General features: G+C 67.2%; 26 protein-coding genes and 1 pseudogene. 18 read left to right on the top strand and 9 right to left on the bottom strand.

The window, feature by feature from the left end:
- Nucleotides 1-265: 265 nt before the first annotated feature.
- Entirely contained in the window at nucleotides 266-1,015 is a 750-nt protein-coding gene (locus tag H610_RS0118250; protein WP_028240992.1) for a spermidine synthase, read from the bottom strand.
- Nucleotides 1,016-1,137: 122 nt separating this feature from the next.
- On the opposite strand from H610_RS0118250, the gene H610_RS0118245 reads away from it, so the two are divergent.
- From H610_RS0118245 to H610_RS0118205, 9 genes are all read left to right on the top strand, one after another.
- Complete coding sequence (locus tag H610_RS0118245; RefSeq protein WP_028240991.1) at nucleotides 1,138-2,490, top strand: class II 3-deoxy-7-phosphoheptulonate synthase; 1,353 nt, start codon at nucleotides 1,138-1,140, stop codon at nucleotides 2,488-2,490.
- A 1,185-nt stretch (nucleotides 2,491-3,675) separates the two neighbouring features.
- Entirely contained in the window at nucleotides 3,676-4,377 is a 702-nt protein-coding gene (locus H610_RS0118240) for a response regulator transcription factor (RefSeq protein WP_028240990.1), read from the top strand.
- Nucleotides 4,377-5,708 (top strand): HAMP domain-containing sensor histidine kinase, encoded by a 1,332-nt coding sequence (locus H610_RS0118235; RefSeq protein WP_028240989.1) that lies wholly within the window; start codon nucleotides 4,377-4,379, stop codon nucleotides 5,706-5,708. Before H610_RS0118240 ends, H610_RS0118235 begins: the two co-directional genes overlap by 1 nt.
- A 190-nt stretch (nucleotides 5,709-5,898) precedes the next feature.
- The gene (locus H610_RS0118230) at nucleotides 5,899-7,893 is read left to right on the top strand and encodes a TonB-dependent receptor domain-containing protein (protein ID WP_084166503.1); all 1,995 of its coding nucleotides are present in this window, start codon (nucleotides 5,899-5,901) and stop codon (nucleotides 7,891-7,893) included.
- 139 nt (nucleotides 7,894-8,032) lie between these two features.
- Nucleotides 8,033-9,331 carry a class I SAM-dependent methyltransferase gene (locus H610_RS24180; protein ID WP_043238998.1) on the top strand — a complete coding sequence of 433 codons (1,299 nt, stop codon included), beginning with the start codon at nucleotides 8,033-8,035 and terminating at the stop codon, nucleotides 9,329-9,331.
- A gap of 7 nt (nucleotides 9,332-9,338) precedes the next feature.
- Entirely contained in the window at nucleotides 9,339-10,253 is a 915-nt protein-coding gene (locus H610_RS0118220) for an alpha/beta hydrolase (RefSeq protein ID WP_028240987.1), read from the top strand.
- Complete coding sequence (locus tag H610_RS0118215) at nucleotides 10,250-10,537, top strand: hypothetical protein (protein WP_028240986.1); 288 nt, start codon at nucleotides 10,250-10,252, stop codon at nucleotides 10,535-10,537. Before H610_RS0118220 ends, H610_RS0118215 begins: the two co-directional genes overlap by 4 nt.
- Nucleotides 10,537-12,147 carry a PepSY-associated TM helix domain-containing protein gene (locus H610_RS0118210; protein WP_028240985.1) on the top strand — a complete coding sequence of 537 codons (1,611 nt, stop codon included), beginning with the start codon at nucleotides 10,537-10,539 and terminating at the stop codon, nucleotides 12,145-12,147. The genes H610_RS0118215 and H610_RS0118210 overlap by 1 nt, the downstream gene beginning before the upstream one ends.
- The gene (locus H610_RS0118205) at nucleotides 12,144-12,479 is read left to right on the top strand and encodes a DUF3325 domain-containing protein (RefSeq protein WP_051231863.1); all 336 of its coding nucleotides are present in this window, start codon (nucleotides 12,144-12,146) and stop codon (nucleotides 12,477-12,479) included. Before H610_RS0118210 ends, H610_RS0118205 begins: the two co-directional genes overlap by 4 nt.
- 75 nt (nucleotides 12,480-12,554) lie before the next feature.
- On the opposite strand, the pseudogene H610_RS26170 reads toward H610_RS0118205, so the two are convergent.
- From H610_RS26170 to H610_RS0118190, 3 genes and pseudogenes are all read right to left on the bottom strand, one after another.
- A pseudogene (locus H610_RS26170) lies at nucleotides 12,555-12,746 on the bottom strand (sensor domain-containing diguanylate cyclase); the annotation flags it as partial.
- Between the two features lie 62 nt (nucleotides 12,747-12,808).
- Nucleotides 12,809-14,095, bottom strand: coding sequence for a beta/alpha barrel domain-containing protein (locus H610_RS0118195; protein WP_028240982.1), 1,287 nt, complete (start codon nucleotides 14,093-14,095; stop codon nucleotides 12,809-12,811).
- A gap of 92 nt (nucleotides 14,096-14,187) precedes the next feature.
- Nucleotides 14,188-15,378: a sugar transporter gene (locus H610_RS0118190; protein WP_028240981.1), complete on the bottom strand. Its 1,191-nt coding sequence runs from the start codon at nucleotides 15,376-15,378 to the stop codon at nucleotides 14,188-14,190.
- Between the two features lie 458 nt (nucleotides 15,379-15,836).
- Between H610_RS0118190 and H610_RS0118185 the strand changes: the two genes are divergently transcribed.
- The gene (locus H610_RS0118185; protein ID WP_028240980.1) at nucleotides 15,837-16,424 is read left to right on the top strand and encodes a hypothetical protein; all 588 of its coding nucleotides are present in this window, start codon (nucleotides 15,837-15,839) and stop codon (nucleotides 16,422-16,424) included.
- A 440-nt stretch (nucleotides 16,425-16,864) separates the two neighbouring features.
- Here the strand turns inward: H610_RS0118185 and H610_RS0118180 are convergent, their stop codons facing one another.
- Entirely contained in the window at nucleotides 16,865-17,284 is a 420-nt protein-coding gene (locus H610_RS0118180; protein ID WP_028240979.1) for a transcriptional regulator, read from the bottom strand.
- 221 nt (nucleotides 17,285-17,505) lie between these two features.
- On the opposite strand from H610_RS0118180, the gene H610_RS24175 reads away from it, so the two are divergent.
- Nucleotides 17,506-17,859 (top strand): BRO-N domain-containing protein, encoded by a 354-nt coding sequence (locus H610_RS24175; protein ID WP_201768377.1) that lies wholly within the window; start codon nucleotides 17,506-17,508, stop codon nucleotides 17,857-17,859.
- Here the strand turns inward: H610_RS24175 and H610_RS26090 are convergent.
- Nucleotides 17,856-17,987, bottom strand: coding sequence for a hypothetical protein (locus tag H610_RS26090; protein WP_256380916.1), 132 nt, complete (start codon nucleotides 17,985-17,987; stop codon nucleotides 17,856-17,858). The genes H610_RS24175 and H610_RS26090 overlap by 4 nt on opposite strands.
- 605 nt (nucleotides 17,988-18,592) lie before the next feature.
- Between H610_RS26090 and H610_RS0118165 the strand changes: the two genes are divergently transcribed.
- The 7 genes from H610_RS0118165 (at nucleotide 18,593) to H610_RS0118135 (ending at nucleotide 22,714) form a co-directional block, all read left to right on the top strand.
- Nucleotides 18,593-18,877, top strand: coding sequence for a hypothetical protein (locus H610_RS0118165; RefSeq protein ID WP_028240978.1), 285 nt, complete (start codon nucleotides 18,593-18,595; stop codon nucleotides 18,875-18,877).
- Nucleotides 18,878-18,893: 16 nt separating this feature from the next.
- Entirely contained in the window at nucleotides 18,894-19,181 is a 288-nt protein-coding gene (locus H610_RS0118160) for a hypothetical protein (RefSeq protein ID WP_028240977.1), read from the top strand.
- Between the two features lie 12 nt (nucleotides 19,182-19,193).
- Nucleotides 19,194-19,889, top strand: a complete 696-nt coding sequence (locus tag H610_RS0118155) for a DUF421 domain-containing protein (protein WP_028240976.1) — start codon at nucleotides 19,194-19,196, stop codon at nucleotides 19,887-19,889.
- A gap of 114 nt (nucleotides 19,890-20,003) precedes the next feature.
- Nucleotides 20,004-20,168, top strand: a complete 165-nt coding sequence (locus H610_RS25835) for a hypothetical protein (protein ID WP_169338866.1) — start codon at nucleotides 20,004-20,006, stop codon at nucleotides 20,166-20,168.
- A 129-nt stretch (nucleotides 20,169-20,297) separates the two neighbouring features.
- Nucleotides 20,298-21,290 carry a GlxA family transcriptional regulator gene (locus H610_RS0118145; protein ID WP_028240975.1) on the top strand — a complete coding sequence of 331 codons (993 nt, stop codon included), beginning with the start codon at nucleotides 20,298-20,300 and terminating at the stop codon, nucleotides 21,288-21,290.
- A 12-nt stretch (nucleotides 21,291-21,302) separates the two neighbouring features.
- Nucleotides 21,303-21,533 (top strand): DUF1272 domain-containing protein, encoded by a 231-nt coding sequence (locus H610_RS0118140; RefSeq protein WP_028240974.1) that lies wholly within the window; start codon nucleotides 21,303-21,305, stop codon nucleotides 21,531-21,533.
- On the top strand, nucleotides 21,530-22,714 hold the full coding sequence (locus H610_RS0118135; protein WP_028240973.1) for an MFS transporter: 1,185 nt from the start codon (nucleotides 21,530-21,532) through the stop codon (nucleotides 22,712-22,714). The genes H610_RS0118140 and H610_RS0118135 overlap by 4 nt, the downstream gene beginning before the upstream one ends.
- On the opposite strand, the gene H610_RS0118130 is transcribed toward H610_RS0118135, so the two are convergent.
- The 3 genes from H610_RS0118130 to nfuA all read right to left on the bottom strand — a co-directional run bounded on the left by H610_RS0118130 (nucleotide 22,702) and on the right by nfuA (nucleotide 25,389).
- Nucleotides 22,702-23,658, bottom strand: a complete 957-nt coding sequence (locus tag H610_RS0118130; protein WP_028240972.1) for a sensor domain-containing diguanylate cyclase — start codon at nucleotides 23,656-23,658, stop codon at nucleotides 22,702-22,704. The two genes, H610_RS0118135 and H610_RS0118130, sit on opposite strands and share 13 nt — an antisense overlap.
- Before the next feature lies 1 nt (nucleotide 23,659).
- Nucleotides 23,660-24,643, bottom strand: a complete 984-nt coding sequence (locus H610_RS0118125) for a response regulator (RefSeq protein WP_028240971.1) — start codon at nucleotides 24,641-24,643, stop codon at nucleotides 23,660-23,662.
- A 161-nt stretch (nucleotides 24,644-24,804) separates the two neighbouring features.
- Nucleotides 24,805-25,389 carry a Fe-S biogenesis protein NfuA gene (nfuA, locus tag H610_RS0118120; RefSeq protein WP_028240970.1) on the bottom strand — a complete coding sequence of 195 codons (585 nt, stop codon included), beginning with the start codon at nucleotides 25,387-25,389 and terminating at the stop codon, nucleotides 24,805-24,807.
- Nucleotides 25,390-25,640 lie beyond the last annotated feature (251 nt).

The raw sequence follows: 25,640 nt of genomic DNA, 5'->3' as shown, positions 1-25,640 counted from the left end.
CTCTGATGCATCCGCAAAGACCCATGATCCGAAGCTGCGCATGCCGTGCAAGACCCGTAGGTCACCCTGGCAGCTCGGTCGCTGGCTTTGCGAAAGATAAACAAGAAGTGGAACGTCAAGGATAGCCGCGAGAAGCGGACAACAGCCGAAGCAGCGCTTCGTGAATGCATAAACCTGAACGGGGCCGTTTGGCCGGCGCGCACTATACCGGAATTTGCCTGCGAGGTCAGTTATTTCTTCGGCAAATACGACTGTTCGTCGGGCATCAGCTGGCCGGCCGCAACGCGTCGATCAACGGACCGAGGTCGTAGCCCAGTCGCGGCGCCAGCCGCTCGGCGCGCTCGTGCAGCCCCGGCAGGTCGAGCGTCTGCTCCAGATCGGCCGGCACCAGCAGGATGACGTTGCCCTCCTTCACCGGAATCTCCCAGTAGTGCCGGTGGAACAGCCCGCGCAGCAGGGCCGCGCCCAGCGGCTTGTCGTCCTGCCCCGCCCACTGGTTGATGACCAGCCAGCCGCCGGGGTTGAGCTTCTCCTGGCAGCGCTGCAGGAAGTTCCAGGCCAGGTGCGCCGCCGCCGGGCCAGCGTCGGTATAGAGGTCGACGAACAACAGGTCGGCCGGCTCGGCCGAGGGCAGCAGTTCGATGGCATCGCCGACGCGCACGAACAGCCGCGGGTCGTCGGCCAGGCCCAGCAGTTCGCCGGCGACGCGCACCACGGCGTCGCGCAGCTCGATGGCCTCGACGTCCTCCAGCGGCAGGTAGTCCAGGCAGGCACGGGTCAGGGTGCCGGCGCCCAGGCCGAGGAAGAGCGCACTTTCCGGATGCGCATGGCACAACCCGCCGATCAGCATCGCGCGGGTGTAGTCGTATTCGAGCCAGGCCGGATCGGCGGTGAACACGCAGCTCTGCTCGATGCCCTCGCCGAACTCGAGGAACCGGTAGTCCCCCACTTCGATGACCCGGACGACGCCGAACGCATCCCGCACCTCGGCCAGTAACCGCTCCTGATCGCTCATCGCACACCCGCCCTTTCGATTGGCGCATCTTAACAGGCCGATGCCCGGCGGCTATCAGCGCGGGCCCATGTGATCGGTTACCATCCGAGACCTGCCGAGAAGTACGAAAGGATTACCGCGTCATGAGCCAACCCTGGAGCCCGCAAAGCTGGAGAGGCAAGCCGATCCAGCAGCAACCCGAATACCCGGATGCCGAGCACCTCGCCCGCGTCGAGGCGACGCTGACCAGCCTGCCGCCGCTGGTCTTCGCCGGCGAGGCGCGGGCCCTGCGCAAGCAGTTCGCCGAGGTCACCCAGGGCCGCGCCTTCCTGCTCCAGGGCGGCGACTGCGCGGAAAGCTTCGCCGAATTCTCCGCGCCGAAGATCCGCGACACCTTCAAGGTGCTGCTGCAGATGGCCATCGTCATGACCTTCGCCGCCGGTTGCCCGGTGGTGAAAATCGGCCGCATGGCCGGGCAGTTCGCCAAGCCACGCTCCGCCGGCGACGAGACGATCGATGGCGTCACCCTGCCCGCCTACCGCGGCGACATCGTCAACGGCATCGGCTTCGACGCGCGCAGCCGGGTGCCGGACCCCGAGCGCCTGCTGCAGGCCTACCACCAGTCCACCGCCAGCCTGAACCTGCTGCGCGCCTTCGCCGGCGGCGGCTTCGCCGACCTGCACCAGGTGCACCAGTGGAACCTGGACTTCATCGCCAACTCGGCGCTGGCCGAGAAGTACCACCAACTCGCCGACCGCATCGACCAGACGCTGGCCTTCATGCGCGCCTGCGGCCTGGACGATGCGCCGCAGCTGCGCGAGACCTCCTTCTTCACCGCCCACGAGGCGCTACTGCTGAACTACGAGCAGGCCTTCGTGCGCCAGGACAGCCTGAGCGGCGGCTGGTACGACTGTTCGGCGCACATGCTGTGGATCGGCGACCGCACGCGCCAACTCGACGGCGCGCACGTCGAGTTCCTGCGCGGCGTCGGCAACCCGATCGGGGTGAAGGTCGGCCCGAGCATGGACAGCGACGAACTGATCCGGCTGATCGACATCCTCAACCCGGACAACGACCCGGGCCGGCTCAACCTCATCGTGCGCATGGGCGCCGACAAGGTGGAGGCCGGGCTGCCGCGGCTGGTGCGCACGGTACAGCGCGAGGGCCGCCAGGTGCTGTGGAGCTCGGACCCGATGCACGGCAACACCATGAAGGCCTCCAGCGGCTACAAGACCCGCGACTTCGAGCGCATCCTCGCCGAGGTCCGGCAGTTCTTCGAGGTGCACCGCGCCGAAGGCAGCTACCCGGGCGGCATCCACATCGAGATGACCGGGCAGAACGTCACCGAATGCATCGGCGGCGCCCGCCCGGTCACCGAGGACAGCCTGTCGGACCGCTACCACACGCACTGCGACCCGCGCCTGAACGCCGACCAGTCGCTGGAGCTGGCCTTCATGATCGCCGAAACCCTCAAGCGCGTGCGGCCGGCCGAATAGGTGCGAGGGGCGCGCCGCGCCCTCTCCCTCATCCGGCCCTGCGGGCCACCTTCTCCCGGCGGGAGAAGGGAAAAGCCCGCCCGCCTCGCCACCGCGACCCGGAGCAGCGCCGCCATAAAAGCGGTCGCATGCAGAGCATGCTCCTACATGCAGCGGTTGCAGGACTCAGGGTAATCCGTGGCCTCGACCGCGATGGAGCCTGCCTCATCCGGCCCTGCGGGCCACTTTCTCCCAGCGGGAAAGAAAAGTCCTCCCGCCTCGCCACCCACTGTAGGAGCGGGCTCTGCCCGCGACCCGGCGCAGCGCTGCCGCAAAGCGGTCGCATGCAGAGCATGCTCCTACATGGAGCAGTCGCCGGACTTCGGGTAATCCGTGGCCTCGACCGCGATGGAGCCCTGCCCTCATCCGGCCCTGCGGGCCACCTTCTCCCGGCGGGAGAAGGGAAAAGCCCGCCCGCCTCGCCACCCACTGTAGGAGTGGGCTCTGCCCGCGACCCGGCGCAGCGCTGCCGCAAAGCGGTCGCATGCAGAGCATGCTCCTACATGGAGCAGTTGCCGGACTTCGGGTAATCCGTGGGCCTCGACCGCGATCGAGCCTGCCCTCATCCGGCCCAGCGGGCCACCTTCTCCCCGCGGGAGAAGGGAAAAGTCCTCCCGCCTCGCCACCCACTGTAGGAGCGGGCTCTGCCCGCGACCCGGGCAGCGCTGCCGCAAAGCGGTCGCATGCAGAGCATGCTCCTACATGGAGCAGTTGCCGGACTTCGGGTAATCCGTGGGTCTCGACCGCGATGAGCCTGCCCTCATCCGGCCCTGCGGGCCACTTCTCCCGGCGGGAGAAGGGAAAAGTCCTCTCGCCTCGCCACCCCTGTAGGAGCGGGCTCTGCCCGCGACCCGGCGCAGCGCTGCCGCAAAGCGGTCGCATGCAGAGCATGCTCCTACATGGAGCAGTCGCCGGACTTCGGGTAATCCGTGGCCTCGACCGCGATGAGCCTGCCCTTATCCGGCCGGGCCTGCGGGCCACTTTTTCCCCGAGGGAGAAGGGAAAAGCCGGCCGTTGCCCGTCATCATTCACCATGCCCGTAGGAGCGAGCTTGCTCGCGAACACTCCCATCCACACAGCCCCTAGCCACCGCCGGCCCATTCGACGCAAACTAGAAGTGTTCTTGTTCGTATTCGAATGGCTACCATGCAGCTTCATACCGACCGGCACATCCTTGCCATCGAAGACGACCCCGTGCTCGGGGCGCACCTCAAGACGTCGCTGGAGCACCAGGGCTTCCAGGTCACGCTCGCCGATCAGGGGGACGCCGGACTGGCGCTGGCCAGCCAGGCCCAGTTCGACCTGATCCTGCTGGACGTCCTGCTGCCCGGACTCGACGGCATGGAAGTGCTCACCCGCCTGCGCAGCCGCCAGCGCACCCCGGTGCTGATGATGTCCGCCCTCGGCGACGAGGCGCACCGCATCCGCGGCTTCGACAACGGCGCCGACGACTACCTGCCCAAACCATTCAGCGTCGAGGAGCTGCGGGTGCGGGTTGCCGCCATCCTGCGCCGCGTCGACTACGAGCGGGCGCAACCGGAAGTCGCCGACGACGAGACGCTGCTATTCGACGAACAGCGCAGCGACCTCTGCCACCACGGACGCTGGATCGGCCTCACCTCCACCGAATACCGCCTGCTCAAGCTGCTCTACGCCAACCTCGGCGAGGTGCAGAGCAAGCCCTTCCTCTACCGGCAGGTGCTGTACCGCGCCTATTCCCGGCACGACCGCAGCCTCGACATGCACGTCAGCAACATCCGCCGCAAGCTGGCGCGCGAGAACGTCGCCGACCTGCGCCTGGAAGCGGTATGGGGCAAGGGCTATCTGCTGAACAGGCAACCGGCCTGATGCCCGGCCGGCATTCGCTGTACTGGCGCCTCATGGTGCTGGTCGCCGGCTTCTGCCTGGCGATGATCGCTGCCGCCGACTACCTCGGCAGGCACATCGACCGCTACACCTCCTACCTCTCGAACGAGGCCCGTTCGACCCTCGCCGGCTATGCGGCCGAGGCCGAGGTCGCCCTGAACCAGGGCCCCGAGGCACTCGATCGCTGGCGCGAAGGGATGCGCCAGCGAGAGCCCGGCTGGCTGGTCGTGGTGGACCGGCAGTTGCAGCCGCTGGGCAGCCAGCCACTCAGCGACGAGGAGCGCAGCCAGCTGACCTTCGTGCGTCACTACGAATGGCCGATGAGCCGACGCAGCCTGGACCTGCCGCTGGTATCGGTGCCGCTGGGCGACAGCGGCGCGCAGCTGATCATGCGCCTGCCGGAGCGCTTTCGCCCGTGGCGCAGCCATGCGCTGCTGACCGGGCTGGTGCTCTACGTGCTGCCGGTGCTGCTCTCGCTGCTGTTCTGCGCCCTGCTCTACGCGCAGCTGATTTCCCCGCTGGGGCAGTTGCGACGGCAGGCCAATGCCTTGCGCGCCGACCGGCTCGATACGTTGCTGCCGCCCTCCATCGCCGGCCGCCGCGACGAGCTCGGCGAACTCGGCCACTCGCTGGAATACCTGACCCGGCGCCTGCGCGACTCCATCGCCCAGCAACAGCAACTGCTGCGTGACCTTTCCCACGAACTGCGCACCCCGCTCAGCCGCCTGCGCGTGGCCTGCGAAAGCGACCTGCCGGCCGCCGAGATGCGCGAACGGGTCGAGCGCGAGACCGCGAGCATGCAACTGCTGGTGGACAACACCCTCGAACTGGCCTGGCTGGACAGCGAGCAGCCGACGCTGCAGCTCGAACCGGTGGATGTCGCGGCCCTGTGGGACATGCTCCGCGAGGACGCCCTGTTCGAGTCGGGCTGGGCGCCAGAGCGCATCCGCTCGCAGTTGCCGGACGACTGCCGCGTGCTGGGTAACCTCAACGCCCTGGCGCAGGCCATGGAAAACGTCCTGCGCAACGCCATCCGCTACTCGCCGGCCGGCGGCAGCGTATGCCTGACCGCCCAGCGCGAGCGCGCCTGCTGGTGCCTGTGCATCGCCGACAGCGGGCCGGGCGTGGCCGAGGACGAACTGAAGACCATCTTCCGCCCCTTCGCCCGCCTCAGCAAAGCCAGGCCCGGCGGCGACGGCTTTGGCCTCGGCCTGGCGATCGCCCAGGGCATGGTGCGCCTGCAGGGCGGCCGCATCTGGGCGGAGAACGGCCATCCGGGGCTGAACGTGAAGATCCGCTTGCAAGCTGTATAGAATGTAAATGATCTTTACTCTCGAATGAGAATAACTAGCATTTGCGCCGGGACGACGGTGAGGTAGGGCTGCCGCCCTGCGCGCGATCCGCGGGTACGGGTCGCCCGCCCAACGGAATGTGGTCACGGGAGCGGAAATGATGGTTTTCAGTCGACACAGATTGGCGTGCGCGGTCGCGATGGCGGCCTCGATGGGCAACACGGCCTGGGCTCAGGAACCGCTAGAGCTGCAGCCGACCACGGTGGTCACCGCCGCCGGCTTCGAGCAGAACATCAAGGATGCGCCGGCGACCATCTCTGTCATCAGCGCCGAGGAACTGAAGAAGCGGTCCTACACGGACATCACCGACGCATTGAAGAACGTCGCCGGCGTGCAGATCGCCGGGGGTGGCGTCGAACAGTCCATCATGATCCGGGGCATGACCTCGGCCTATACGCTGTTCCTGATCGACGGCCGCCCGGCACAGGGCAACGATGCCTTCTCCCAGCGCGGTTCGCAGGCTGGCACGCCGATCAACTTCCTGCCGCCGATCGAGGCCATCGAGCGGATCGAGGTGATCCGCGGTCCGGCATCCGCGCTCTATGGTTCCGATGCCATGGGTGGCGTGATCAACATCATCACCAAGAAGGTGGCCAACGAGCTGACCGGCAGCATCACCGGCGAATACACGTTGGCCGACAGCTCCAACAAGGTCAACGAGAACACCTTCCAGACCAGCGCCTACCTGAACATGCCATTGATTCAGGACGTGCTGGGCCTGCAGTTGACCGGTGCCTTCCACGATCAGGACGAGAGCCGCTTCGTCGGTGGAAGCGACAGCGCGTCAGCCGACCCGAAATACGAGAAGCGCAATGCCGGTGCGAAGCTGTCCTGGAACGTCAACGACCAGAACGCCCTGACCGTCGGGCATACCTATACCAAGCAGGAGCGCTGGCACAATCCCGGAAGGAGTCTGGACGAAACGTCGGATCCGACTTACAGCGAGTCGATCAAGCGAAACTTCTTCATCGATCATGAAGGCAATTACGACGGTCTGCTGCTGAAGTCGTACGTCAATTACGACCACTCGGAGAATCCGACCACCACGAACTCCGTGACCGGCAAGGGCATCGAGTACGAAGTGATCACGGCCAACACGCAGGCGACCCGCTTCATCGGCGCCCACGCCATTACCGGTGGCCTGACCCATAAGTACGAAAACCTGGAAGACAACTCCAATGGTCTGCGCGAGCCGGTAGTTCCGGACGCAAACGCTACCGTCGAGATGAACCGATACCAGAACTCCATCTTCCTCGAAGACAACTGGAGCCTGACCAATGATCTCACCTTGACCCTGAGCGGACGCTACGACGACAACCAGGCCTTCGGCGGCCAGTTCAGCCCCAAGGTCTACGCCGTCTACCACCTGAACGACAACTTCACGCTCAAGGGCGGCGTCACCTCCGGATACAAGGCACCGGACCTGCGCTCCAGCGCCACCGATTTCGGTTCCACTTCCATGGGTGGCGTGATCATCGGCAACCCGGATCTGAAACCGGAAACCAGCCTGAACCGCGAAATCGGCATTGCCTACGAGAATCAGGAACTCGGCCTGCTCACCACCTTGACGGCTTACGTGATCGATTACGAGGACAAGATCAACCGTACCGGCCGCGTCTGCCTGCAGAACCAACCCTGTTATTACAACGGCACCTTCTACCCGGCCCACCAGTACGGCTATACCGCGTACGAGAACGTGGACGAGGCGGAACTGCGTGGTATCGAGTTCACGCTCGATTACAACATCCTCGACAACCTGATCTACCGCCACAGCTACACCTACACCGAGACCGAGCAGAAATCGGGTGAATACAAGGGCGAGCCGCTCAACGACACGGCCAAGCACATGTTCAACGCCTCGCTGGACTGGCAGGCCACCGATCGCCTCAATTTCTGGACACAGTACAACTACCGCGGCAAGACCTCCGGCCGCTGGCAGACCGGTACCAGCGGTTCCGACACCAATGGAATCCAGTACCCGGCCTACAGCTTCGTGGACATCGGCATGGTATTCCGGCCGAACCGGGACCTCAGCCTGAAGGCAGGCGTGTACAACGTGACCAACAAAGAAGTCACCACGGACGACGATTACGCCTACAACCTGGATGGCAGGCGGTACATCTTCTCCCTGACCCAGGCGTTCTGATCCATCGATGTCGATGCTCCCTGTCGAACTTGCGTCTGGCAGGGAGCATTTGCATGTTGGGCCCGTTCTCGATGGTTGGGCAGGCAGACTCAGGTTCTGGCGGGTTTTCAGTTGGCTCGGCTTCAGAGGTTAAGACGGCATGCATAAGGAAACCGGATACGTGGTGGATGTGCCCTACCCACCCCATTTCCACAAGGAAATACAACCCGTCTGGCTAGCCAGCCTCGTGCACTTTCTGGGCGCGGCGGCACCCGATATCAACAAACCCTACGCTTACTGCGAACTAGGTTGCGGCACGGGCATCAACTTGCTGATTGCCGCAGCCACCAATCCGCAGGGCCAGTTCGTGGGCGTGGATTTCAATGAGGCTCACCTGGCCATCGCAAAGGATGCTGCCCGGCTCATCGGCTTGAAAAACATTCGTTTCATCCATGCCGACTTCGCCCAGTTTTCGCAGGAAAACAACCTGTTCTTCGATTTCGTCGTGAGCCACGGCGTCTGGTCCTGGATTGCGCCAAACCAGCAAAAAAGCATCCTGCAGATAGCGGCCAGATCATTGAAGCCCAGAGGCCTGCTTTATCTGCATTACATGTGTCATCCGGGGGCAACCCAGATGATACCCGTGCAGAAGCTGCTGAATGACCTCGCGCAACACCTGCCCGGCACATCCGAGCAGAACATTCGAGCCGGCCTCGATTTCGTCAGCCAACTGGACGCTGCCGGAGTATTCGTGGACCAGCCGAACTTCGGCGCTAGATTGGAGGCACTCAAGCAGAAGAATGCCTCCTATCTGGCCCATGATTTCCTGAACGATCACTGGAGGCCGCAGCATTCGGTCGACCTGCATCGGCTGGTCGCGCAGGCTGGCGTCGTCTATCTGGGCAGCGCCAGCACGTTCGAAAACCTGGACGGCCTTTCCATCCCCGGTGCGGTGCAGCCTGTGCTGTCGACCCTTACTTCACCCGCTTTGAGAGAAATGGTGAAGGACCTGGCCAGAAATCAGCACCAGCGCCAGGATCTGTTTCAGCGCGCCCCCGCGCGCCTGTCGGCGCAGGAGCATCTGGAGCGGGTGGGCTCGTTTCGGTTCCAGCTTTTACCCGGCGCGCCTCGTTCAGGCAGCGTGGTTTTCGCTACGCCCATAGGGAACATCCAGGGCCCTGGCGAGATTTTTTCTCCTTTGCTGGAAAGACTGGCCGAGCGTCCGGCCACCTTCGACGAATTGAGGCAGTTGCCTGTCTTCTCCGAAAACCTGGGCATGCTCTCCCAATCCCTGCAGATGCTGATGTGGCGCGGCTACGTCCATCCGCAACGTCAGGACGGCCTGTCGAACAGGGCGCAGGTCAGCCGGCTGAAGGAGTGGATCGAGAAGCGCGAGCTGAAGGTGAAGGTTGTCGAGGACTGCGGAACGGCGGTCCATCATCCACTCGAGCAGGCATGAAACGGCCATGAAGCATTGGGGGTGGATTGCGCTTGGCTGCCTGCCATTGATCACCCTGGCCAGGCCCGATCTCAGCCAGAAGGTCGGCCCGACGCTTGCCGACACCGGGTCGGCGTATTACCGCTTCGAGCGCTTCGAACTGGACTCCACCGACGGGCGCCGCCACTACCGCATCCACCTGGCCGTGCCCAAACGCGCCGCGCCTGCCGAAGGCTATCCGGCGCTCTATCTACTGGACGGCAATGCAGTGAACGCGGAGCTGCGCGAAGACTGGCTGGCGGAAATGGATGAACGCGGTCCGCCGTTGCTGGTGATGATCGGCTATGCCACCGAGTTGCGCTTCGATGTCGATGCGCGTGTCTACGACTATACCCCGGCGCCGCAGCCCGGCCAGCCGCTGCTGGAGGATGAAGAGCGGCGGCGCCCGGCTGGGGGCGCCGCCCAGTTTCTCGATTTGATCGAACAACGAATCAAGCCCCACGTTGCGCTGCACCACCCGGTCGACCCGCAACGCCAAGGCCTATGGGGCCACTCCTATGGCGGCGCCTTCGTGCTCAACGCCCTGTTTACCCGCCCACAGGCATTCCAGACCTATGTCGCGGCCGAGCCTTCGTTGTGGTGGCAATCCGGCTTGCTGCTGCGGACCGAAAAGGAACTACCGGTCGATACGGCTGCGCGGCTCCTGATCCTGCGTGGTACTGGCGAAACCCGTCCACGCGCGGCGGACGACATGCCGTCGGCGCGGGCCAGGGCCATGGCCGCCGTTCCTGCCGATGCAGCTCGGCGAATGGCTGAGCGGCTGTCTACCTATCCACGGATGCAAGTCGATTATCGCGAACTCGCCGGCCTTGGCCACGGGCCGATGTTGTCGGCATCGCTGCTACCCGCGCTACGGCTGATCACCCAAGAGAATCATCGATGAAAGCCATCCACTCACGTTGGCCAGTGATCGTCCGCGTCCTGGCCGCCATCCTCGGCGGCTACGCCTTCACCTACGCCACCACCGCCACCCTGGCCCGGCTGCTGCCTTTCGCCCGCTACGACGCGGCGGCGGTCGCCACGCTGCTGTCGTTCGTGGTCTACCTGGTGTTCGTGCTCTGGGCGTTTTCCGCGCGCACGCTGGGGCAGGTGCTGGCGGGGGTGGCGCTGAGCGTGCCGCTGGCGGCGATCGCATTCTGGCCGCAGCTGCTCGGGGGGATGCGCTGATGGAGCGCCAGCGTTCGCTGACCCAGTCCATGTCGTGGCTGCATACCTGGGCCGGCCTGCTGCTCGGCTGGGCGCTGTTCGCCATCTTCCTGACCGGCACCCTGGCGGTGTTCGACAAGGAGATCGACTGGTGGATGCAGCCCGAACTGAGTGATCGCGGCCTCGGCCAGGCGCAGGCCGCCGAGGTCGCGCAGCGCTGGCTCGAGCGGGAAAAGCCGCAGGCCTCCGGCTGGAACATCGGCCTGCCCACCGAACGTGCGCCGCAGCTGTCGGTTTCCAGCGGCGAACAGCGGCGCGGCGAGCGCACCCAGCTCGACCCGGCGACCGGCGAGGCGCTGCCGGTGCGCGAAACGGTCGGCGGCAACTTCTTCTTCCACTTTCATTACACCCTGCACCTGCCGCGCATGATCGGCATCTGGGTGGTGGGCTTCGCGGCCATGGCCATGCTGGTGGCGATCATCAGCGGCGTGATCATCCACAAGAAGATCTTCAAGGACTTCTTCACCTTCCGCCCGGCCAAGGGCCAGCGCTCCTGGCTGGACGGCCACAACGCCAGCGCGGTGTTGCTGCTGCCGTTCCACCTGATGATCACCTACTCGGGGCTGGCGATCTTCTCGGCGATCTACATGCCGGCCGCGGTCGACGCGCTGTACGACGGCGACCGCCAGGCGATGTTCCGCGAGTCGCGCCCGGGTGCCGAACAGGCGCAGCAAGCGGGTGGCGGGGCGCGACGAGCGGGGGCCGAACAGGGGCAGCCGCGCGGGCGCGGCGAAGGCGCCCGCCCGCAGGCGCCGGCGGCCGAGCTGCTGCCGCTGGCCGGCTTCATCGAGCGCGGCGAGGCGCACTATGGCGAAGGCATGGTCGCCGGCCTCTCGGTGAGCAATCCCGGGCGCGCCGATGCCCGGGTGACGGTGCGTCCGCTGCTCGGCAGCCGCATCGAGCTGACCAAGGGCGAAGGCATGGTGTTCGACGGCGTCAGCGGCAGGCTGCTCGACGCGCCCGAGCCGTCGCGCCCTAGCCTGCTGACCCAGCGGGTGATCGCCGGGCTGCATTTCGCCCAGTTCGGCGGCTATCCGATGCGCTGGCTGTACTTCCTCTGCGGGCTGGTCAGCTGCGTGATGATCGCCAGCGGGCTGGTGCTCTACACGGTGAAGAAGCGCCGCCAGGTCAAGGCCGACTCCAGCGAAGGCCGGGCCTTCCTGCGCCTGGTGGAGAGCCTCAACGTGGCGGCGGTGGCCGGGCTGTCGCTGGCCTGCGCCGCGCTGCTGTGGGGCAACCGGCTGCTGCCGGCGGAGTTGGCCGGGCGCGAATTCTGGGAGCTGCGGCTGTTCTTCGGCGTCTGGCTGCTGAGCCTGGCGCATGCGCGCCTGCGCGCGCCGCTGCAGGCCTGGCGCGAGCAGCTGTTCGTTGCCGCCGCGCTGGGGGTCGCCCTGCCGCTGCTGGACTTGCTGCTGGCCCCCGGCGCGGCGGACAGGGCGCGCCTCGGACTGGACGTCACCGCCCTGCTCCTCGGCGCCACGCTCGCCTGGGTCGCCTGGCAGCTGCCACGAATCGCGACCAGCCGTGCTCGACGCACACCCGCCGTGCAGATCGCAGGAGCCGAACGATGAGCGCCCCCGCCCTGATGACCAGCCTGGCGCTGGCCTATGCCGGCATGCTCGGCCTCTGCCTGGGCATGGACCGGCACTGGAAGCAGCTCGGCAGCGCACGCCTGTCACCGCGCTGGCAGCGGCTGTGCCGGCCGCTCGGCGCCCTGCTGCTGGTGCTCGCCGGCTATGCCGCGAGCTTCGTCTGGCCGGGCGGCATGGCGCTGGTCGCCTGGTTCGGGCTGATCTCCCTGGCCGGCCTGGCGCTGCTCCTGCTGCTGCCCTACGCGCCGCGCCTGGTGCTCGGCCTGCCGTTGGCCGGTGGCCTGCTGGCGGGCCTGTTCGCGTTGTTCTGAGCGGCCCTGTCCGGCGACCAGGCCGTCGCGCCCGGCCCGCTTGGCCTGGTAGAGCAGCCGGTCGACCTGTTCGAGAAAGGCCATGCGCGCCATGCCGCGGTCGGGCACCCGCGTGCCCACGCCCATGCTCAGGGTCACCCGCTGGCCCAGCGGCGAGTCTTCATGAGCCAGCTCGGCGGCGCACAGGGCCTGGCGGCAGCGCTCGGCCACCACCCGTGCGGCGGCGGCGTCGGTGTCCGGCAGCAGCACGCCGCCGAAACGCGCCAGCAGGTCGCGCGGGCGGCTGGCCGCATCGGCGAGGATGGCGCTGACCTGCTTTGGGAAGTGGGTCAGGCCAGCGCCCGGGTGTAGAGCTTGAGCAATTCGTCGGGGCGGTCGTAGGCGATGCGTTTGCCGGCGCGCAAGTCCTGGCGCATGAGCGCGATCATGCGGCGGATGACCGTGGTCGGGAAGCTCGCCACCGGCCGTCCGGTGACTTCCGCCAGGCGCCCGGCGATCACCGGCGGGTCGCTGACCACCGGGCAGATGCGATAGCGGTAGCTGCCGCCGATGGTTTCCGGCGGCAGGTCCATGAAGCGCCCGGCACGCTGGCGGAAGGCGCTCAGCGGCAGGCGGTAGGCGTTGCGCCCGAAGATCGGCGTGTCGTCCGCCAACGGCTGCGCGTCGTCGAGCTGCTGCAGGGCGTTGACCAATGGCGCCAGCCGCTCGAGCCGGTAGCCCTGCATGTACCGGTTGCCGAGGCGCGCGAGGTTGGCGATCAGCTCGCCCAGCGACGCGTGGCCGATCACTGCCGCCGGCTTCGCCAGCCCGCCCCACACGCCGTCGGCGCCGTTGAGCAGCGCCTCGATCACCGAGGCGTTCTCGAAGCCGGCACCGGCGTGTACGTGCACCAGCAGCTTGAGCGGTGGCGGCAGCAGCGCCCGGGCCGCGGCCACGCAGGCGCCGACCTGGAACGGCAGGTAGGTGCCGCGGTCGTCCTCGAGGCTCACCCCCTCGATCGGCAGGCCGGCCAGCAGTTCGAGGATGCGGAAGGTACTTTCCGGGTCTTCGATCAGCGCGTCGCAGCCATCGACGATGTTGACGATGATGCGCGGCTGGCCGCCGGCGTCGCCAACGATGTGCGCCAGCAGCCAGTCGATGCTCGCCGGCAGGCTGCGCTCGAGGGTGGCGAAGTCGTAGAGGCCGGCCATGCCCTCGCGGCTCAGGTAGATCTCGTGCAGGGTGTTCGGCACCCCGTAGGCCTGGAGCTTGAGCTGCGAGGTGTCGGGGACGAAGATCCCGTCGGCGGAGCACAGGCCGACGGCGGTGGCGGCGAAACAGCCATCGAGCCGGGCGCCGCTGGTCCGCAGGTGGCTCATGAACTGGTCGTCGACTTCCGGCTCTTCCGGGAAGGCGTAGTCAAGCGTGCCGAGCAGGATGTTGGTGAAGCCGAAGGCGCGCAGTTCGGGGAAGATCGCCAGCTTGTCCGCCAGGGTCTGGCCGACCGGCGCGCCGGTCGGATTCTCGCGCAGCGACAGATCGATGAGATAGGGCTCGATGGCGCGCAGCCGCTCGAGCTTCCCATCCGCCTCCGCCAGCTTGGCCAGGGCGGCCGTCCTTGCGTGTGCCTTCTCCATCCGCGCGTCTCCCCAGCGGTCATCCTCGAGGGTGCAGGACGCGATCTTGGCGCAAAGCGATCACGCCGGACCACCCTTTTCGGACCGGGCGTTCACATCGCCGTGGGCGCCGCCGGCCGGGCCAGGCGGTAGGTGGCGAAGCAGCACAGCAGCAGGCCGCCGAGCGCCAGCAGGCCGCCGACCATGCCGATGTTCGGCAGGCCGAGGTGGCTGCTCACCAGGCTGCCGAGCAAGGCGCCGCCGCCGATGCCGATGTTGTAGATGCCGGAGAACATCGACATGGCGACGTCGGTGGCGTCGTGCGCCAGCGCCAGCACGCGCGCCTGCAGCGACAGGCCGAAGCACATTCCGGCGATGCCCCAGACCACCGCCAGCGCGCCGAGCCAGGAGGCGTCGCGCGAGGCCGGCAGCAGCAGGAGCAGACACAGCGCCTGCACCGCCAGCGCGGCGATCACGAAGCCGCGCGGGTAGCGCGTGCTGTAGCGGCTGAACAGCAGCGAACCGAGGATGCCCGCGCCACCGAACAGCAGCAGCAGGCCGGTGGTCATCTCCCCGCTCAGGCCGGCGATGCGCTGGGCGAAGGGTTCGATGTAGCTGTAGGCGGTGAAGTGCGCGGTGATCACCAGCACGGTGAGCAGGTAGACGACCACCAGCGGCGGCCGCCTGAACAGCATCGGCACGCTGCGCAGCGAGCCGGAATTCTGGCTCGGCAGCAGCGGCAGCGCCTTCATCAGGCAGAGCATGGTCAGGGTCGCCACGCCGCCGATGGCCAGGAAGGTAGTGCGCCAGCCGAGCGCCTCGCCCACCACCCGCCCGAGCGGAATGCCGAGCACCATCGCCAGCGCGCTGCCGGTCGCCAGCAGGCCGAGCGCCTGCGCCTGCCGCCCCTCGGGCGCCACCCGCACCGCCAGCGACGCGGTGATCGACCAGAACACCGCATGCGCCAGGGCGATGCCGATGCGGCTCAGCATCAGCATGCCGAAGCTGCTGGCCACGCTGGACAGCAGGTGGCTGCCGATGAACAGCAGGAACACGAAGCCCAGCAACCGGCGTCGCTCGATGTTGCGCGTCAGCAGCATCATCGGCAGCGACATCAGGGCCACCACCCAGGCATAGAGCGTCAGCATCAGGCCGGCCTGGGCCGGCGTCATGGCGAAGCTCGCGCCGATGTCGGTCAGCAGCGCCACCGGCACGAACTCGGTGGTGTTGAAGATGAAGGCGGCCAGGGCCAGCGCGATCACGCTGATCCAGCCACCGGCACGCGTTTGCGCGGATGGGTTCATTCGGGCGATGTCTGCAAGGTGCGCATGCCGCACGGGAGTCGTCGCCCGCCGGCCTGCGCCGCGGGTCACCGTCCGGAATGAGCGAAAAGGGAAGATTCACACACGGGCACGCGCGCACGGACCGTGCGGCCCCGAGGCGGAAAACGCCTGGCGCGACGGAGGGTGTCTGGGTGCGAGGGTGTGATGCTACGACCTGAGCGCGCGGATTCTACGCCCGCCCCTGCAACCCGCTCAATAGAGCGCTGCGCGGCAGACGAAGCGGTGCGACGGATGGAGCGCAGCGCCCCCGTTCGGGCCCTGCCGAAGCGCTGCCCGGCACCGCTTCGATGTCCGGTAAGGAACGCGCATGAACCATTGGCCGGCCGGATGCGACCAATACAGCAGACGTTCGCACATCGGCGGTGCCGCATGCCGTTCGGCTCGCCGCCTTCCCGCCACCGGCCTGCAGGAGCGCTTCGATGTCCCAGATTCTGATTGCCGCCTTCGACCGCTACGACGACGCCGAACAAGCCAAGCACGACCTGCTCGACGCCGGCATTCCCGCCGACGACGTGCGCCTGTCCGCCTCGAGCAATCCGAAAACCATCATGGCGAGCCGGGTGGACGCCGCCGCGGAGTCGCGCGACTCGGTCAGCCAGTTGGTCAGCGACTTCTTCCATTCGGTGTTCGGCAGCGAGCACACCCGGCACGCGCGCGACTTTCCGGAGGCGATGCGGCGCGGCTCGACCATCGTTACCGTGACCCTGCCCGACGAGGCCGATGCCGATCCTGTCGAAGAGGTGCTGCAGCGCCACGGCGCCATCGACATCGACGAGCGCAGCGCCAACTGGAAGGCCGGCGACGCCCGCCCGCTGACCGCCAGCACCGAGGCACTGACCACCGGCTATCCGGAAGCCACCGAAAGCAGCACCGGGCTGAGCGAGGCGGACGACACCAGCCTGGGCGACCTGCGCGCCGGCGAAGGCGCCATCCCCGGCCGCGCCGCCAACGACCGCGCCGGCCGACGCGACAGCCGCGTGCACCGGGTGCATATCGTCACGCACTGAGCCCTTCTCTTCTTTGGGAGGGCGCCGGACGTCATACGGCGCAGGCCCGTATCCAGGTGCCTGGCAGGCATCCGCAGGGGGCAACTGGGCCCCGGCCTGCGCCGGGGCGACGGGGTTTCGTTCGTGGGTCTCGATCGCTAACCGGCCTGCACGATGTCGCGGTGCTGGAAAGCACGGACCTGGTGGCGGCCATGCTTGCTTCCCGAACGGCTGGTACAGCGCAGCACCACGCTACAGGTGGTTGGAAGCCCCGCTACGAGATGGCCATGCTCTGGCATGAACCAATGGCCGCGCGAGCAGATCGTGAGCTCGGTCTGATGAATGGAGTGGCGCCGCCCTGATTACCGCGGCCATGCAAGCTGGCCGCCTCCCCACAAGGCACTGGCCGCGGGCCGGTTCCGCAGGCGCCTTGCTCGACTCACCACCACGCAACGCCGGAATCAGCGGCCTTTCTTGCCATCCGCCACTGGGGCCTGGCTCGCCTTGGCGAAGGCCTTGATCACGTCGCGGACCACCTTGCGCTGCTCGGCGGGCAGCGCAAGGAAGGCCTCGATGGCTTCACGCTCGGGATAGAACGCCGGATCTTCCCACCGGCCCCGCTGCTCGCGAATGGCCGACGCGGCCTGTTCGCCATAACGCAGCGCCTGGGGTTCGACCTTCAGCCATTGTGCGATCACTTGCAGCTTGTCCTGGGAGGGAATGGATTTGCCCCCCAGCCAGCGTGACACGGCCTGGAACGTCACCGACCGCCCCCAGTAGCGGGAATTGAATTCCCTCTCCAGGACGGCAGGCCGATCGGGGTAGCCGGCAGCGAGCATGGCGCTGCGCAGGCGCTGGGCAAATTCGGTTTTTTCGTTCATGGACGCGGACGTTAAATTCCGCTTCCATGCTTTATTGAACATTCGCTTGTATTTAAGATGAAATACATGCTTTCATCGATGGCGATGGCATTTCAGTGGCTCGTGGCCACGCGGACCGATCTGCCCGGGTACCTTGCCGGGCGATGAGAGACTCGCGCGCGCCACGCGGGCGCAGCCGCGGGGCCGGCGCCGGAGATGCCGATCAAGGGGGAGATAACGGAATGTCCGACCTACACCACCTGGCCTTCGACGGTCACGTCATCCCGGTGCTGCATCGTCCGGATGGCGTGCTGCTGCTCGAAGGGCCGGCCCTGGCGCAGGTGCTCGGCTACGAGGACGACCTCAAGGCGCTGCATGAACACTGCCGTATCGAGGGCATCGCCTTCGGCAACCAGCCGCGGCCGACGATCTGGATCGACGTGCGCAACGCCCATCACCTGGCCTACCAGAGCGGATCACCCAAGGCCGAGCGCCTCTTGCACTGGATCAGCCACTGGCTGCTCCCGCACTTCAGCAGCAACCAGGCCGATCACTATCACCAGCGCCCGAAAACGAGGCGAGAGGCGATGGGCTAGGCGCCGGATTTCAAGGCCAACAGCACGAACCCGCAGACGATCCCCGCCAGGGCGATCAGCCAGCCGATCCGGTGGGCCCGATTCTTCTCTGCCTGCCGAATGGGGTCCACTGGCTTCTTCTTTCTCACGACTCGACTACCTCTAACCGGATGACATGCCTTGCGGCGACAGCGGGCGAGAGCATGCACTGCATCCGGCGAAAAGGGAAAAGGGAAAGAAGCGTGCGAGCTGACGCGCGCGTGGGGCTGATGTGGCTGCACTCCCCCCTGCCCTCTGGGTTGGCTTGGCGCCATGCGCGGGCCGTTCGCGGTCGAGACCACTCCCACAAGAGCATCGCCCCGAGGGCGGGCCTCCCACGAAAGCAAACGGTGCCCGTCGAATCCCGTGGGAGGCCGCGCCCGTTCCCGACGGGCTTGCGGCATTCACCACGTCCGTGTGGATTGCGTGCCCTCGCGGCGACTGGGGCCGAGCGACCTTGGCTGCGAACGGCGATCGGGATTCGTTCTGGTCGAGACAGTTGCTCCCACGCAAGCCGATGAGCCCTGCAGGCGCGTAGTTGGCCGGGACGCGAGTCGTGGCCCGGCGGCGCTCCGCTTCAGGCCACCAGTTCGGTCGAGACCACAAGAGCATCGCCGCGAGGGCGGGCCTCCCACGCAAGCAAACGGTGCCCACGCGAGTGAATCCGCGGCACCCATCCGTGTCTGAACTCCTGTACGCAGCCAGGAGGACATCCATGAAAGGCGCAGAGGCCTACGTAAACGACCAGTGGAACAGCTGCGGGCTCGCCGATCTTCCGCAAGGCTCGGAAGCACTGCGGGTCACGCTGCATTTCGTCGTGCCGCGCGACGCGCAGACCACCGCCCTGATCGAGCGCATCGCCGAGGCGGCCAGGCAGCATCTGTGCGAGGCCTATCCCGGGCGCCCGGTGCATGCCGAGCCGACTCAGGGGTCGGTCATCGGCGATGGAAGCGGCGACGGCATCGAGCTGTCCTACCGCGTCGACCCTGCCAGCGCCTGATCGAGGATACGCGCCCATGCCTCACGTTCCCCTGTCGCTCGAGGAAGCCACCGGCATCAGCGAAATGGCCTTCCTGCCCTTGCGCGCCGAGACGGTGGTCGACCTGGACGACGTCAGCTTCTCGCTGAAGGTCGTCGACGACCTCGGCAATGCCCTGCTTTCCATCGCCCACATCGCCCGCAGCCAGTATGCCGACCCGGTCCATCTCGCCGGCATGCTGGAGCAGGCGCGGCTCGAGCTCAGCAAGGACGGCCACCTGCTGGCGCCCTGGTCCATGCCTTACCAGCCTGGCACCGGCGCCTGACGCCCGCGGCCGATGACCGTCCCCTTCGATTGGCAGCGCATCCTGCTCGACAACTTCGACCTGCTATTCCTCGGCGAAGTGGCGATGCGCACCCTGTTCTCCTTCGGGGTGGTCTTCCTGTTCCTGCGCATATCCGGGCGGCGCGGCATTCGTCAGCTCTCGCTGTTCGAGGTGCTGATCATCCTCACGCTGGGTTCGGCCGCCGGCGACGTCGCCTTCTACGAAGACGTGCCGCTGCTGCCGATCGCCACCGTGTTCGTCACGCTGCTGGTGCTGTACCGCCTGAGCGTCTGGTTCATGGGGCTGTTTCCGCGCTTCGGCGCCTTGCTCGAAGGGCAACCCATCCTCATCATCCGCGATGGCCTGTACGAGCTCCGGAATCTGGACCGGATGAACATCTCTTCCGACGAATTCTTCATGGAGCTGCGCCAGCAGGGCGTGGAGCATCTTGGCCAGGTGCGCCTCGGCATTCTCGAAATCGACGGGAACGTGAGCCTGTTTTTCTTCGATTCGGCCGACGTGCGCCCCGGATTACCGGTGCTGCCGCCAGAACTCAGCGTGCAGTACGACACCGTGCCGGCCAGCGGGATCTATGCCTGCACGCACTGCGGCTTCCCGCAGCCGCTGGACAGTGGCGGGCAGGCCGCCTGCCCACGCTGCAGCAACATCACCTGGGCCAAGGCACCGAATCATCCCCGCGCCCGCTGACGCCCGGCCCGAACCCGCGCCACGGGCCCGTGTCACTAGATAGACAGGCGGGTCGGCCGACACCGCCAGGCGGATACAACCGGTCATCAACCATCCAGACCAGGAGACATCAACATGCTGGGCGACTATTCATCCGTTCGTGACCACCTCACTGCCGCACGTACCCACGCCGACCAGGCGGAAACCCAAAACAATCCCGCGCAATACCGCGAAGCCATCGACGAGATGGTCGCGGCCATCGAGATACTGATGCGCAACACCTCCGAAAAGGAAGAGTGACCGAGATGGCGCCGGCCCCGCCGGCGCCATGCCTTCCCGCGCGAGTGGCAAGATCCGTGGGATCCTTGTCATTGCGCACCTCCCGCACTCCGGTGACACTGCGGCGACTCCCCGCCCACGAGGTGTCGCATGAGCCCGCTCCGTACCGTCGCCTGCCTGATCTACCCGGACGTCATGAGCCTGGACGTCACCGGCCCCATGCAGGTGTTCGCCTCGGCCAACGTCGAGCGTGAGCGTCAGGGCCAGCCACCCGCGTATCGCATCCGGCTGCTCGCCGAGGCCCTGGCGCCCGTCGCCACATCCTGCGGCATTCGCCTCTGCCCCGACGCCCTCTGGCCATCGACCTCCGCGGTGGAGATCGACACCCTGCTGATGCCCGGCGGCCATGGCGTCGAGGCGCAGATGCACAACGACGCCCTGCTCGCCTGGCTGCGCCTGGCCGAGCCGCAGGTCAGACGCCTGGGATCGGTGTGCTCGGGGGCGCTGGTGCTCGCCGCGGCCGGATTGCTCGACGGCCGCCGGGCGACCACCCACTGGGCGGATGTGGACGCGCTCGGCAACCAGTTCCCGGACGTCGAAGTGCAGGGCGACCGGCTGCATACCTACGACCCGCTCGACCCGGCCGACGGCCACCTGTTCACCTCGGCCGGCGTGACCGCCGGCATCGACCTCGCGCTGGCGCTGGTCGAAGCGGACCTGGGGCGCGCATTGGCGCTGGCCGTTGCGCAGCGCCTGGTGATGTTCCTGCGCCGGCCCGGCGACCAGGCCCAGTTCAGCCCCCTGCTCGCGCCCAGCGGCGGCGCGCGCGACCGTCTGGCCGCACTGCTCGAATGGATTCCCGCCAACCTCACCGGCGACCTGTCGATCGAGGCCCTGGCCGAGCGCGTGCACATGACGCCGCGGACCCTCTGCCGGCTGTTCAGCCGCGAGCTGGGCATGGGCCCCGGCCGCTACGTCGAGCGCGTGCGCCTGGAGGCCGCTCGCAGCCTGCTGCTCGGCGCCCGGACGTCGGTCGCCACGGTGGCCCGGCTGACCGGCTTCGGCCACCCGGAAAACATGCGCCGCGCGTTCCGCAAGCACCTTTCCGTAAGCCCTCAGGAACTCACCGCCCGCTTCGGCTGACAAGGACCGACCATGCTGCTGATGAAACCCCGCTGCGAAGGTTGCGGATGCGACCTGCCGCCCGATTCCCACCTGGCGACGATCTGCTCGTACGAGTGCACCTTCTGCGACCGTTGCGCGGCGCGGCTGGGCGCCTGCCCCAACTGCGGCGGCGAACTGGTGCGTCGCCCGATCAGGCCGGCGGCCTGCCCGGCTTCCACCGAGCGCGCAAGCACGAAGAGCGAACCGGGAGACCAGGCATGAACGGCTACCTGAACGGGCAGATCGTCCGGCTCTTCCTTGCCCAGGCGCTGTTCTGGTCGTGCGCGATGATCGGCATCACCCTGACGTCGCTCGTCGGCCTGCAGCTGGCACCGGATCGAACGCTGGCCACCCTGCCCCTGGCGCTCACCGTGCTCGGGCATCTGTTGACGCTGCAGCCGCTGGCCCGGCGCATGCAGCGTGCCGGGCGCCGGGCCGGCTTCCAGCTGGGCGCAGGCGCCGGGGTCGTCGCCGGCCTGCTGCTGGCCGTGGCGGTCGCCCACGCGGATTTCGCCCTGCTGTGCCTGGGCGCCCTGCTGCTCGGGGGCTATCAGGCCTCCGCGATGTACTACCGCTTCGCCGCCCTGGAGTCGGTCGGCGACGCCTTCAAGGGACGCGCGACGGCCTGGGTCATCGGCGGCGGCGTGATCGCCGCGCTGGCCACCCCGTCGCTCGGCGAGGCCGCGCGCAACGCCCTGCCGGTCCCCTTCGCCGGCGCCTACCTGCTGGTCAGCCTGCTGGCACTGCTCGGCTGGCTCGCCGTCTCCGGACTGCGCCGGGAACAACCGCCGGCGGCCGGCGCCATGGCGTCGAGCGGCCCGCGCGGGCTGCTGCGCCGCCCGGTGGTTCGCGCGGCGATGCTGACGACCGCCGTCGGACATGGACTGATGGTGCTGGTGATGAACGCCACGCCCCTGGCCATGAGCTTCTGCGGCTTCGACATCGAGACCGGCGCCGAGGTGATCCAGTGGCACATGCTCGGCATGTTCCTGCCGGCGTTCATCGCCGGGCCGCTGGTCGACCGCCTCGGCGGCCGCCGCGTCGCCTGGCTCGGCGCCGCACTGATCGCCGCCAGCGCGCTGGTCGCGCTCAGCGGCCTGACGCAGCCGCACTTCCTGGTCAGCAGCCTGCTGCTGGGCATGGGCTGGAACCTCATGCTGGTGGCCGGCACCACCCTGCTCGGGGCCGGGCACGCGCCGGAAGAGCGCAGCCAGGCTCAGAGCCTGATGGAGCTCGGCAACGGCTCGATGGCGGCGATCATGTCGTTCGGTTCAGGCGCGCTGGTCACCGGGCTCGGCTGGGAGGCGGTGAACCTCGGCGTGCTGCCGGTGCTGGCCCTGGTGGTACTGGTGCACCTGTTCCCGGCGGGCCTGCGGCGCGGCGCGCCGGCTCAGCATTCCTGAAGCGTCACCCGGTTGCGCCCTGCGCTCTTGGAGCGGTACAGGGCCGCGTCGGCGCGTTCGATGAGCTCGGCATGGGTGGTCGTCGGCAGCGACAGGTCGGCCACGCCCAGGCTGATGGTGAAGCGGATGTCCTGTTCCTGGTACTCCACCACCAGGCTCTCCACCGCCTGGCGCAGGCGCTCGGCGACCATCGCGGCGCCGCGGCAGTCGGTGTCCGGCAGCAGCAGGGCGAACTCCTCGCCGCCATAGCGGCCGGCCACGTCGGTGTCGCGCATGCCGGCCCGCATCACGTCGGCCACCGTGCGGATCACCCGGTCGCCGGCCTGATGGCCATAGGTGTCGTTGATCCGCTTGAAATGGTCGATGTCGAACATCACCAGCGCGGCGCGTCCGCCGTAGCGGCTGTGGCGCAGATGCTCCTGGCGCAGCCGCTCCTCCCAGTGCCCGCGGTTGAACAGCCCGGTGAGCCGATCGGTGCTCGACAGCCACTGCAGTTCCTCGTTGGCTTTCTGCAGGCGCTTGCGGTTGATCGCCACGTCGGTGACGTCGTAGATGATCAGCCCGATGTGCTCGATCTCGCCGCTGGTGGCCTTCAGCGGCAGCAGCGTGGTGTTCTGGTACATGAAGTCCTCCAGCCCGGTGATCGGCTGGTAGTTCTTGAACCGCACCAGATAGGGCCGCTGTTCCCAGATGGTGAACGACGGGGTGCCGAGTGTCGCCACGCTCTCGACCTTGTGCCGGAACCACTGCTCCTCCACTTCGGGGAACAGCGAGAAGAACGACTGCAGGCGCGCGTCGGCCGGCAGGCGCCCGGAGCGGTTTTCCATGAAGGTGTTCCACACCTCGACGCGGTAGTCGCGGTCGAACACGACCACGCCGACGTCGATGCTCTGGACGATCGCCAGCATCCAGTGAAATTCGCCTAGATCGAGCGCGTCGGTCATGTCAGTTCATCAGGTAGGACAGTTTGCGGGACAGGAGGCCGACCGAATCCTCGGTGAACAGCAGCAGCAGGTCGAAATGGATGTCGTGCCCTTCGAGGCTGTAGCTGATCTCGACCGCCAGCGTCTTGTTCCAGCGCTGCCGGTTCAGGTGGATGAGCTCGGAGATGGAGGCGCGCTGCCCGAGCACCTGCGGGTGGCCCTGGGAGAACACCACGCCGATCTGCTCGGCGATGCCGCTGAGGCAGGCGCTGATCAGCAGGCTGGACAGGTCGAGCAGCATCTCCATTTCCTGGTAGCGCTGCAGCTGCATCAAACGGGCCATGTCGTCCACTTCGGAATCGTGGAAGATCAGCAGCGCCTCGCCGGCAATGCCGCTGCCGATGTAGCCTTGGCACACGGCGGTGAGCTTCTCGCCGCGTGCCGCGTCTTCCAGCGCCATCTGCAGCTCGCCCACCTCGAGCATGTTCACGTTCGGGATCGGCAGCTGCACGTAGACGCCCAGCACGCGGGCCAGCAGCGCCGCGGCACGGCCCATGCCGACGTTCACCACCTCGGCGAAGACCTCACGGAAGGGAAGCGGCTGGTCCGAAGAACGCTCCGCCAACGCCGTGTGCGGATCGATCAGCCGATGGCTGGCCAGCAGTTGGTGCAGCTGCTCGGCATCGACGGGCTTCTTGAGGAAGGCCAGCGCACCGTAGTCGAGCACGCGGCGCACCGCTTCGTCCTGGATGTCGGCCGAGATCACGATCACCGGCAGGCGGATTTCCTGCGCGTCGAGGGCCTGCAGCACCTGGAAGCCATCCATCTCCTCCATGGTCAGGTCGAGGAAGAGCAGCTCGATCCCGCCTTGCTGGATCCGCTCTATGGCCTCGCGGCCGTCGCTGACCTGTTCGATCTCGGCATTCCAGCCACCCGGCAGCGCGCGCAGCAATTGCTTGCGCGCGAGACTCGAGTCATCACAGATGAGTACGGAGGTGACGGGCATTGAACGACCTCTCGGTGCCGGCACCGGCCCGGCGGGGCTGCACCGACCTTGGCGCGCCTTGCCGAATATACTGGCATATCGCCACAAAGAGGAAGCACAAAAGGGCCCGAAGAAGGCGCTGAAGTGCTTGCCCCGGCCGCACGCGGGCGGCCGGGGGCCGATCAGTAATAGGCGTTTTCGCGGTTGCTGTGGTCGGTCACGTCGCGCACGCCCTTCAGCTCGGGAATGCGCTCGAGCAGCGTCTTCTCGACGCCGTCCTTCAGGGTCATGTCGACCATCCCGCAGCCCTGGCAGCCGCCGCCGAACTGCAGCACCGCCACGCCTTCCTCGACGATGTCCACCAGGGTGACCTGCCCGCCGTGGCTGGCCAGCCCGGGGTTGATCTCGGTCTGCAGGTAATAGTTGATGCGCTCGTTAAGCGGGCTGTCCTCGTTGACCATCGGCACCTTGGCGTTCGGCGCCTTGATGGTCAGCTGGCCGCCCATGCGGTCGGTCGCGTAGTCGACCACGGCGTCCTCGAGGAACGGCTCGCTGAGGGCATCGATCCAGGCGGTGAAGCTCTTGAGGCCCAGCGGGATGTCGTCGGGCTTCTGCTCGCCCGGCTTGCAGTACGCGATGCAGGTCTCCGCGTAGGGCGTGCCCGGCTGGGTGATGAAGATGCGGATGCCGATGCCGGTGGTGTTCTGCTTCGCCAGCAAGTCGGCGAGGTAATCGTGGGCTGCGTCGGTGACGGTGATGGCGCTCATGGGGACTCCTCGCAAATATGCCGGCAGTGTACGCAATGCGACTGTGCATTTAAAGACCAAGCAAATCGGTCAAGTATGTCTCTCCCTTCTCCCCGCGGAAGAAGGTGGCCCGCAGGGCCGGATGAGGGACGCGTGCACGCAAGCCCTCACCCCGGCCCTCTCCCGAAGGGAGAGGGGGATGGTATGGCGTTTGCCCGCGGCCTGGTGCATGCCGGTTCGCGGTCGAGATCACAGGGTTCGTGCTACCTCGG

Origin of the sequence: Stutzerimonas azotifigens DSM 17556 (genome assembly GCF_000425625.1) — a bacterium.
GTDB lineage: Bacteria > Pseudomonadota > Gammaproteobacteria > Pseudomonadales > Pseudomonadaceae > Stutzerimonas > Stutzerimonas azotifigens.
Note: the sequence above shows the minus strand (reverse complement) of the source record. Positions and strands in the feature narration are given on the sequence as shown.

Coding starts and splice junctions, on each gene's coding strand:
- H610_RS0118165 (WP_028240978.1), top strand. CDS start 18,593: ATGAAAGGCGCAGAGGCCTACGTAAACGACCAGTGGAACAGCTGCGGG.
- nfuA (WP_028240970.1), bottom strand. CDS start 25,389: ATGAGCGCCATCACCGTCACCGACGCAGCCCACGATTACCTCGCCGAC.
- H610_RS0118125 (WP_028240971.1), bottom strand. CDS start 24,643: ATGCCCGTCACCTCCGTACTCATCTGTGATGACTCGAGTCTCGCGCGC.
- H610_RS0118130 (WP_028240972.1), bottom strand. CDS start 23,658: ATGACCGACGCGCTCGATCTAGGCGAATTTCACTGGATGCTGGCGATC.
- H610_RS0118195 (WP_028240982.1), bottom strand. CDS start 14,095: ATGGAGAAGGCACACGCAAGGACGGCCGCCCTGGCCAAGCTGGCGGAG.
- H610_RS0118220 (WP_028240987.1), top strand. CDS start 9,339: ATGAAGCATTGGGGGTGGATTGCGCTTGGCTGCCTGCCATTGATCACC.
- H610_RS0118205 (WP_051231863.1), top strand. CDS start 12,144: ATGAGCGCCCCCGCCCTGATGACCAGCCTGGCGCTGGCCTATGCCGGC.
- H610_RS0118210 (WP_028240985.1), top strand. CDS start 10,537: ATGGAGCGCCAGCGTTCGCTGACCCAGTCCATGTCGTGGCTGCATACC.
- H610_RS0118235 (WP_028240989.1), top strand. CDS start 4,377: ATGCCCGGCCGGCATTCGCTGTACTGGCGCCTCATGGTGCTGGTCGCC.
- H610_RS0118215 (WP_028240986.1), top strand. CDS start 10,250: ATGAAAGCCATCCACTCACGTTGGCCAGTGATCGTCCGCGTCCTGGCC.
- H610_RS0118250 (WP_028240992.1), bottom strand. CDS start 1,015: ATGAGCGATCAGGAGCGGTTACTGGCCGAGGTGCGGGATGCGTTCGGC.
- H610_RS0118180 (WP_028240979.1), bottom strand. CDS start 17,284: ATGAACGAAAAAACCGAATTTGCCCAGCGCCTGCGCAGCGCCATGCTC.
- H610_RS0118185 (WP_028240980.1), top strand. CDS start 15,837: ATGTCCCAGATTCTGATTGCCGCCTTCGACCGCTACGACGACGCCGAA.
- H610_RS24180 (WP_043238998.1), top strand. CDS start 8,033: ATGCATAAGGAAACCGGATACGTGGTGGATGTGCCCTACCCACCCCAT.
- H610_RS24175 (WP_201768377.1), top strand. CDS start 17,506: ATGTCCGACCTACACCACCTGGCCTTCGACGGTCACGTCATCCCGGTG.
- H610_RS0118245 (WP_028240991.1), top strand. CDS start 1,138: ATGAGCCAACCCTGGAGCCCGCAAAGCTGGAGAGGCAAGCCGATCCAG.
- H610_RS0118140 (WP_028240974.1), top strand. CDS start 21,303: ATGCTGCTGATGAAACCCCGCTGCGAAGGTTGCGGATGCGACCTGCCG.
- H610_RS0118230 (WP_084166503.1), top strand. CDS start 5,899: ATGGGCAACACGGCCTGGGCTCAGGAACCGCTAGAGCTGCAGCCGACC.
- H610_RS0118160 (WP_028240977.1), top strand. CDS start 18,894: ATGCCTCACGTTCCCCTGTCGCTCGAGGAAGCCACCGGCATCAGCGAA.
- H610_RS0118155 (WP_028240976.1), top strand. CDS start 19,194: ATGACCGTCCCCTTCGATTGGCAGCGCATCCTGCTCGACAACTTCGAC.
- H610_RS0118145 (WP_028240975.1), top strand. CDS start 20,298: ATGAGCCCGCTCCGTACCGTCGCCTGCCTGATCTACCCGGACGTCATG.
- H610_RS25835 (WP_169338866.1), top strand. CDS start 20,004: ATGCTGGGCGACTATTCATCCGTTCGTGACCACCTCACTGCCGCACGT.
- H610_RS0118135 (WP_028240973.1), top strand. CDS start 21,530: ATGAACGGCTACCTGAACGGGCAGATCGTCCGGCTCTTCCTTGCCCAG.
- H610_RS0118240 (WP_028240990.1), top strand. CDS start 3,676: ATGCAGCTTCATACCGACCGGCACATCCTTGCCATCGAAGACGACCCC.
- H610_RS0118190 (WP_028240981.1), bottom strand. CDS start 15,378: ATGAACCCATCCGCGCAAACGCGTGCCGGTGGCTGGATCAGCGTGATC.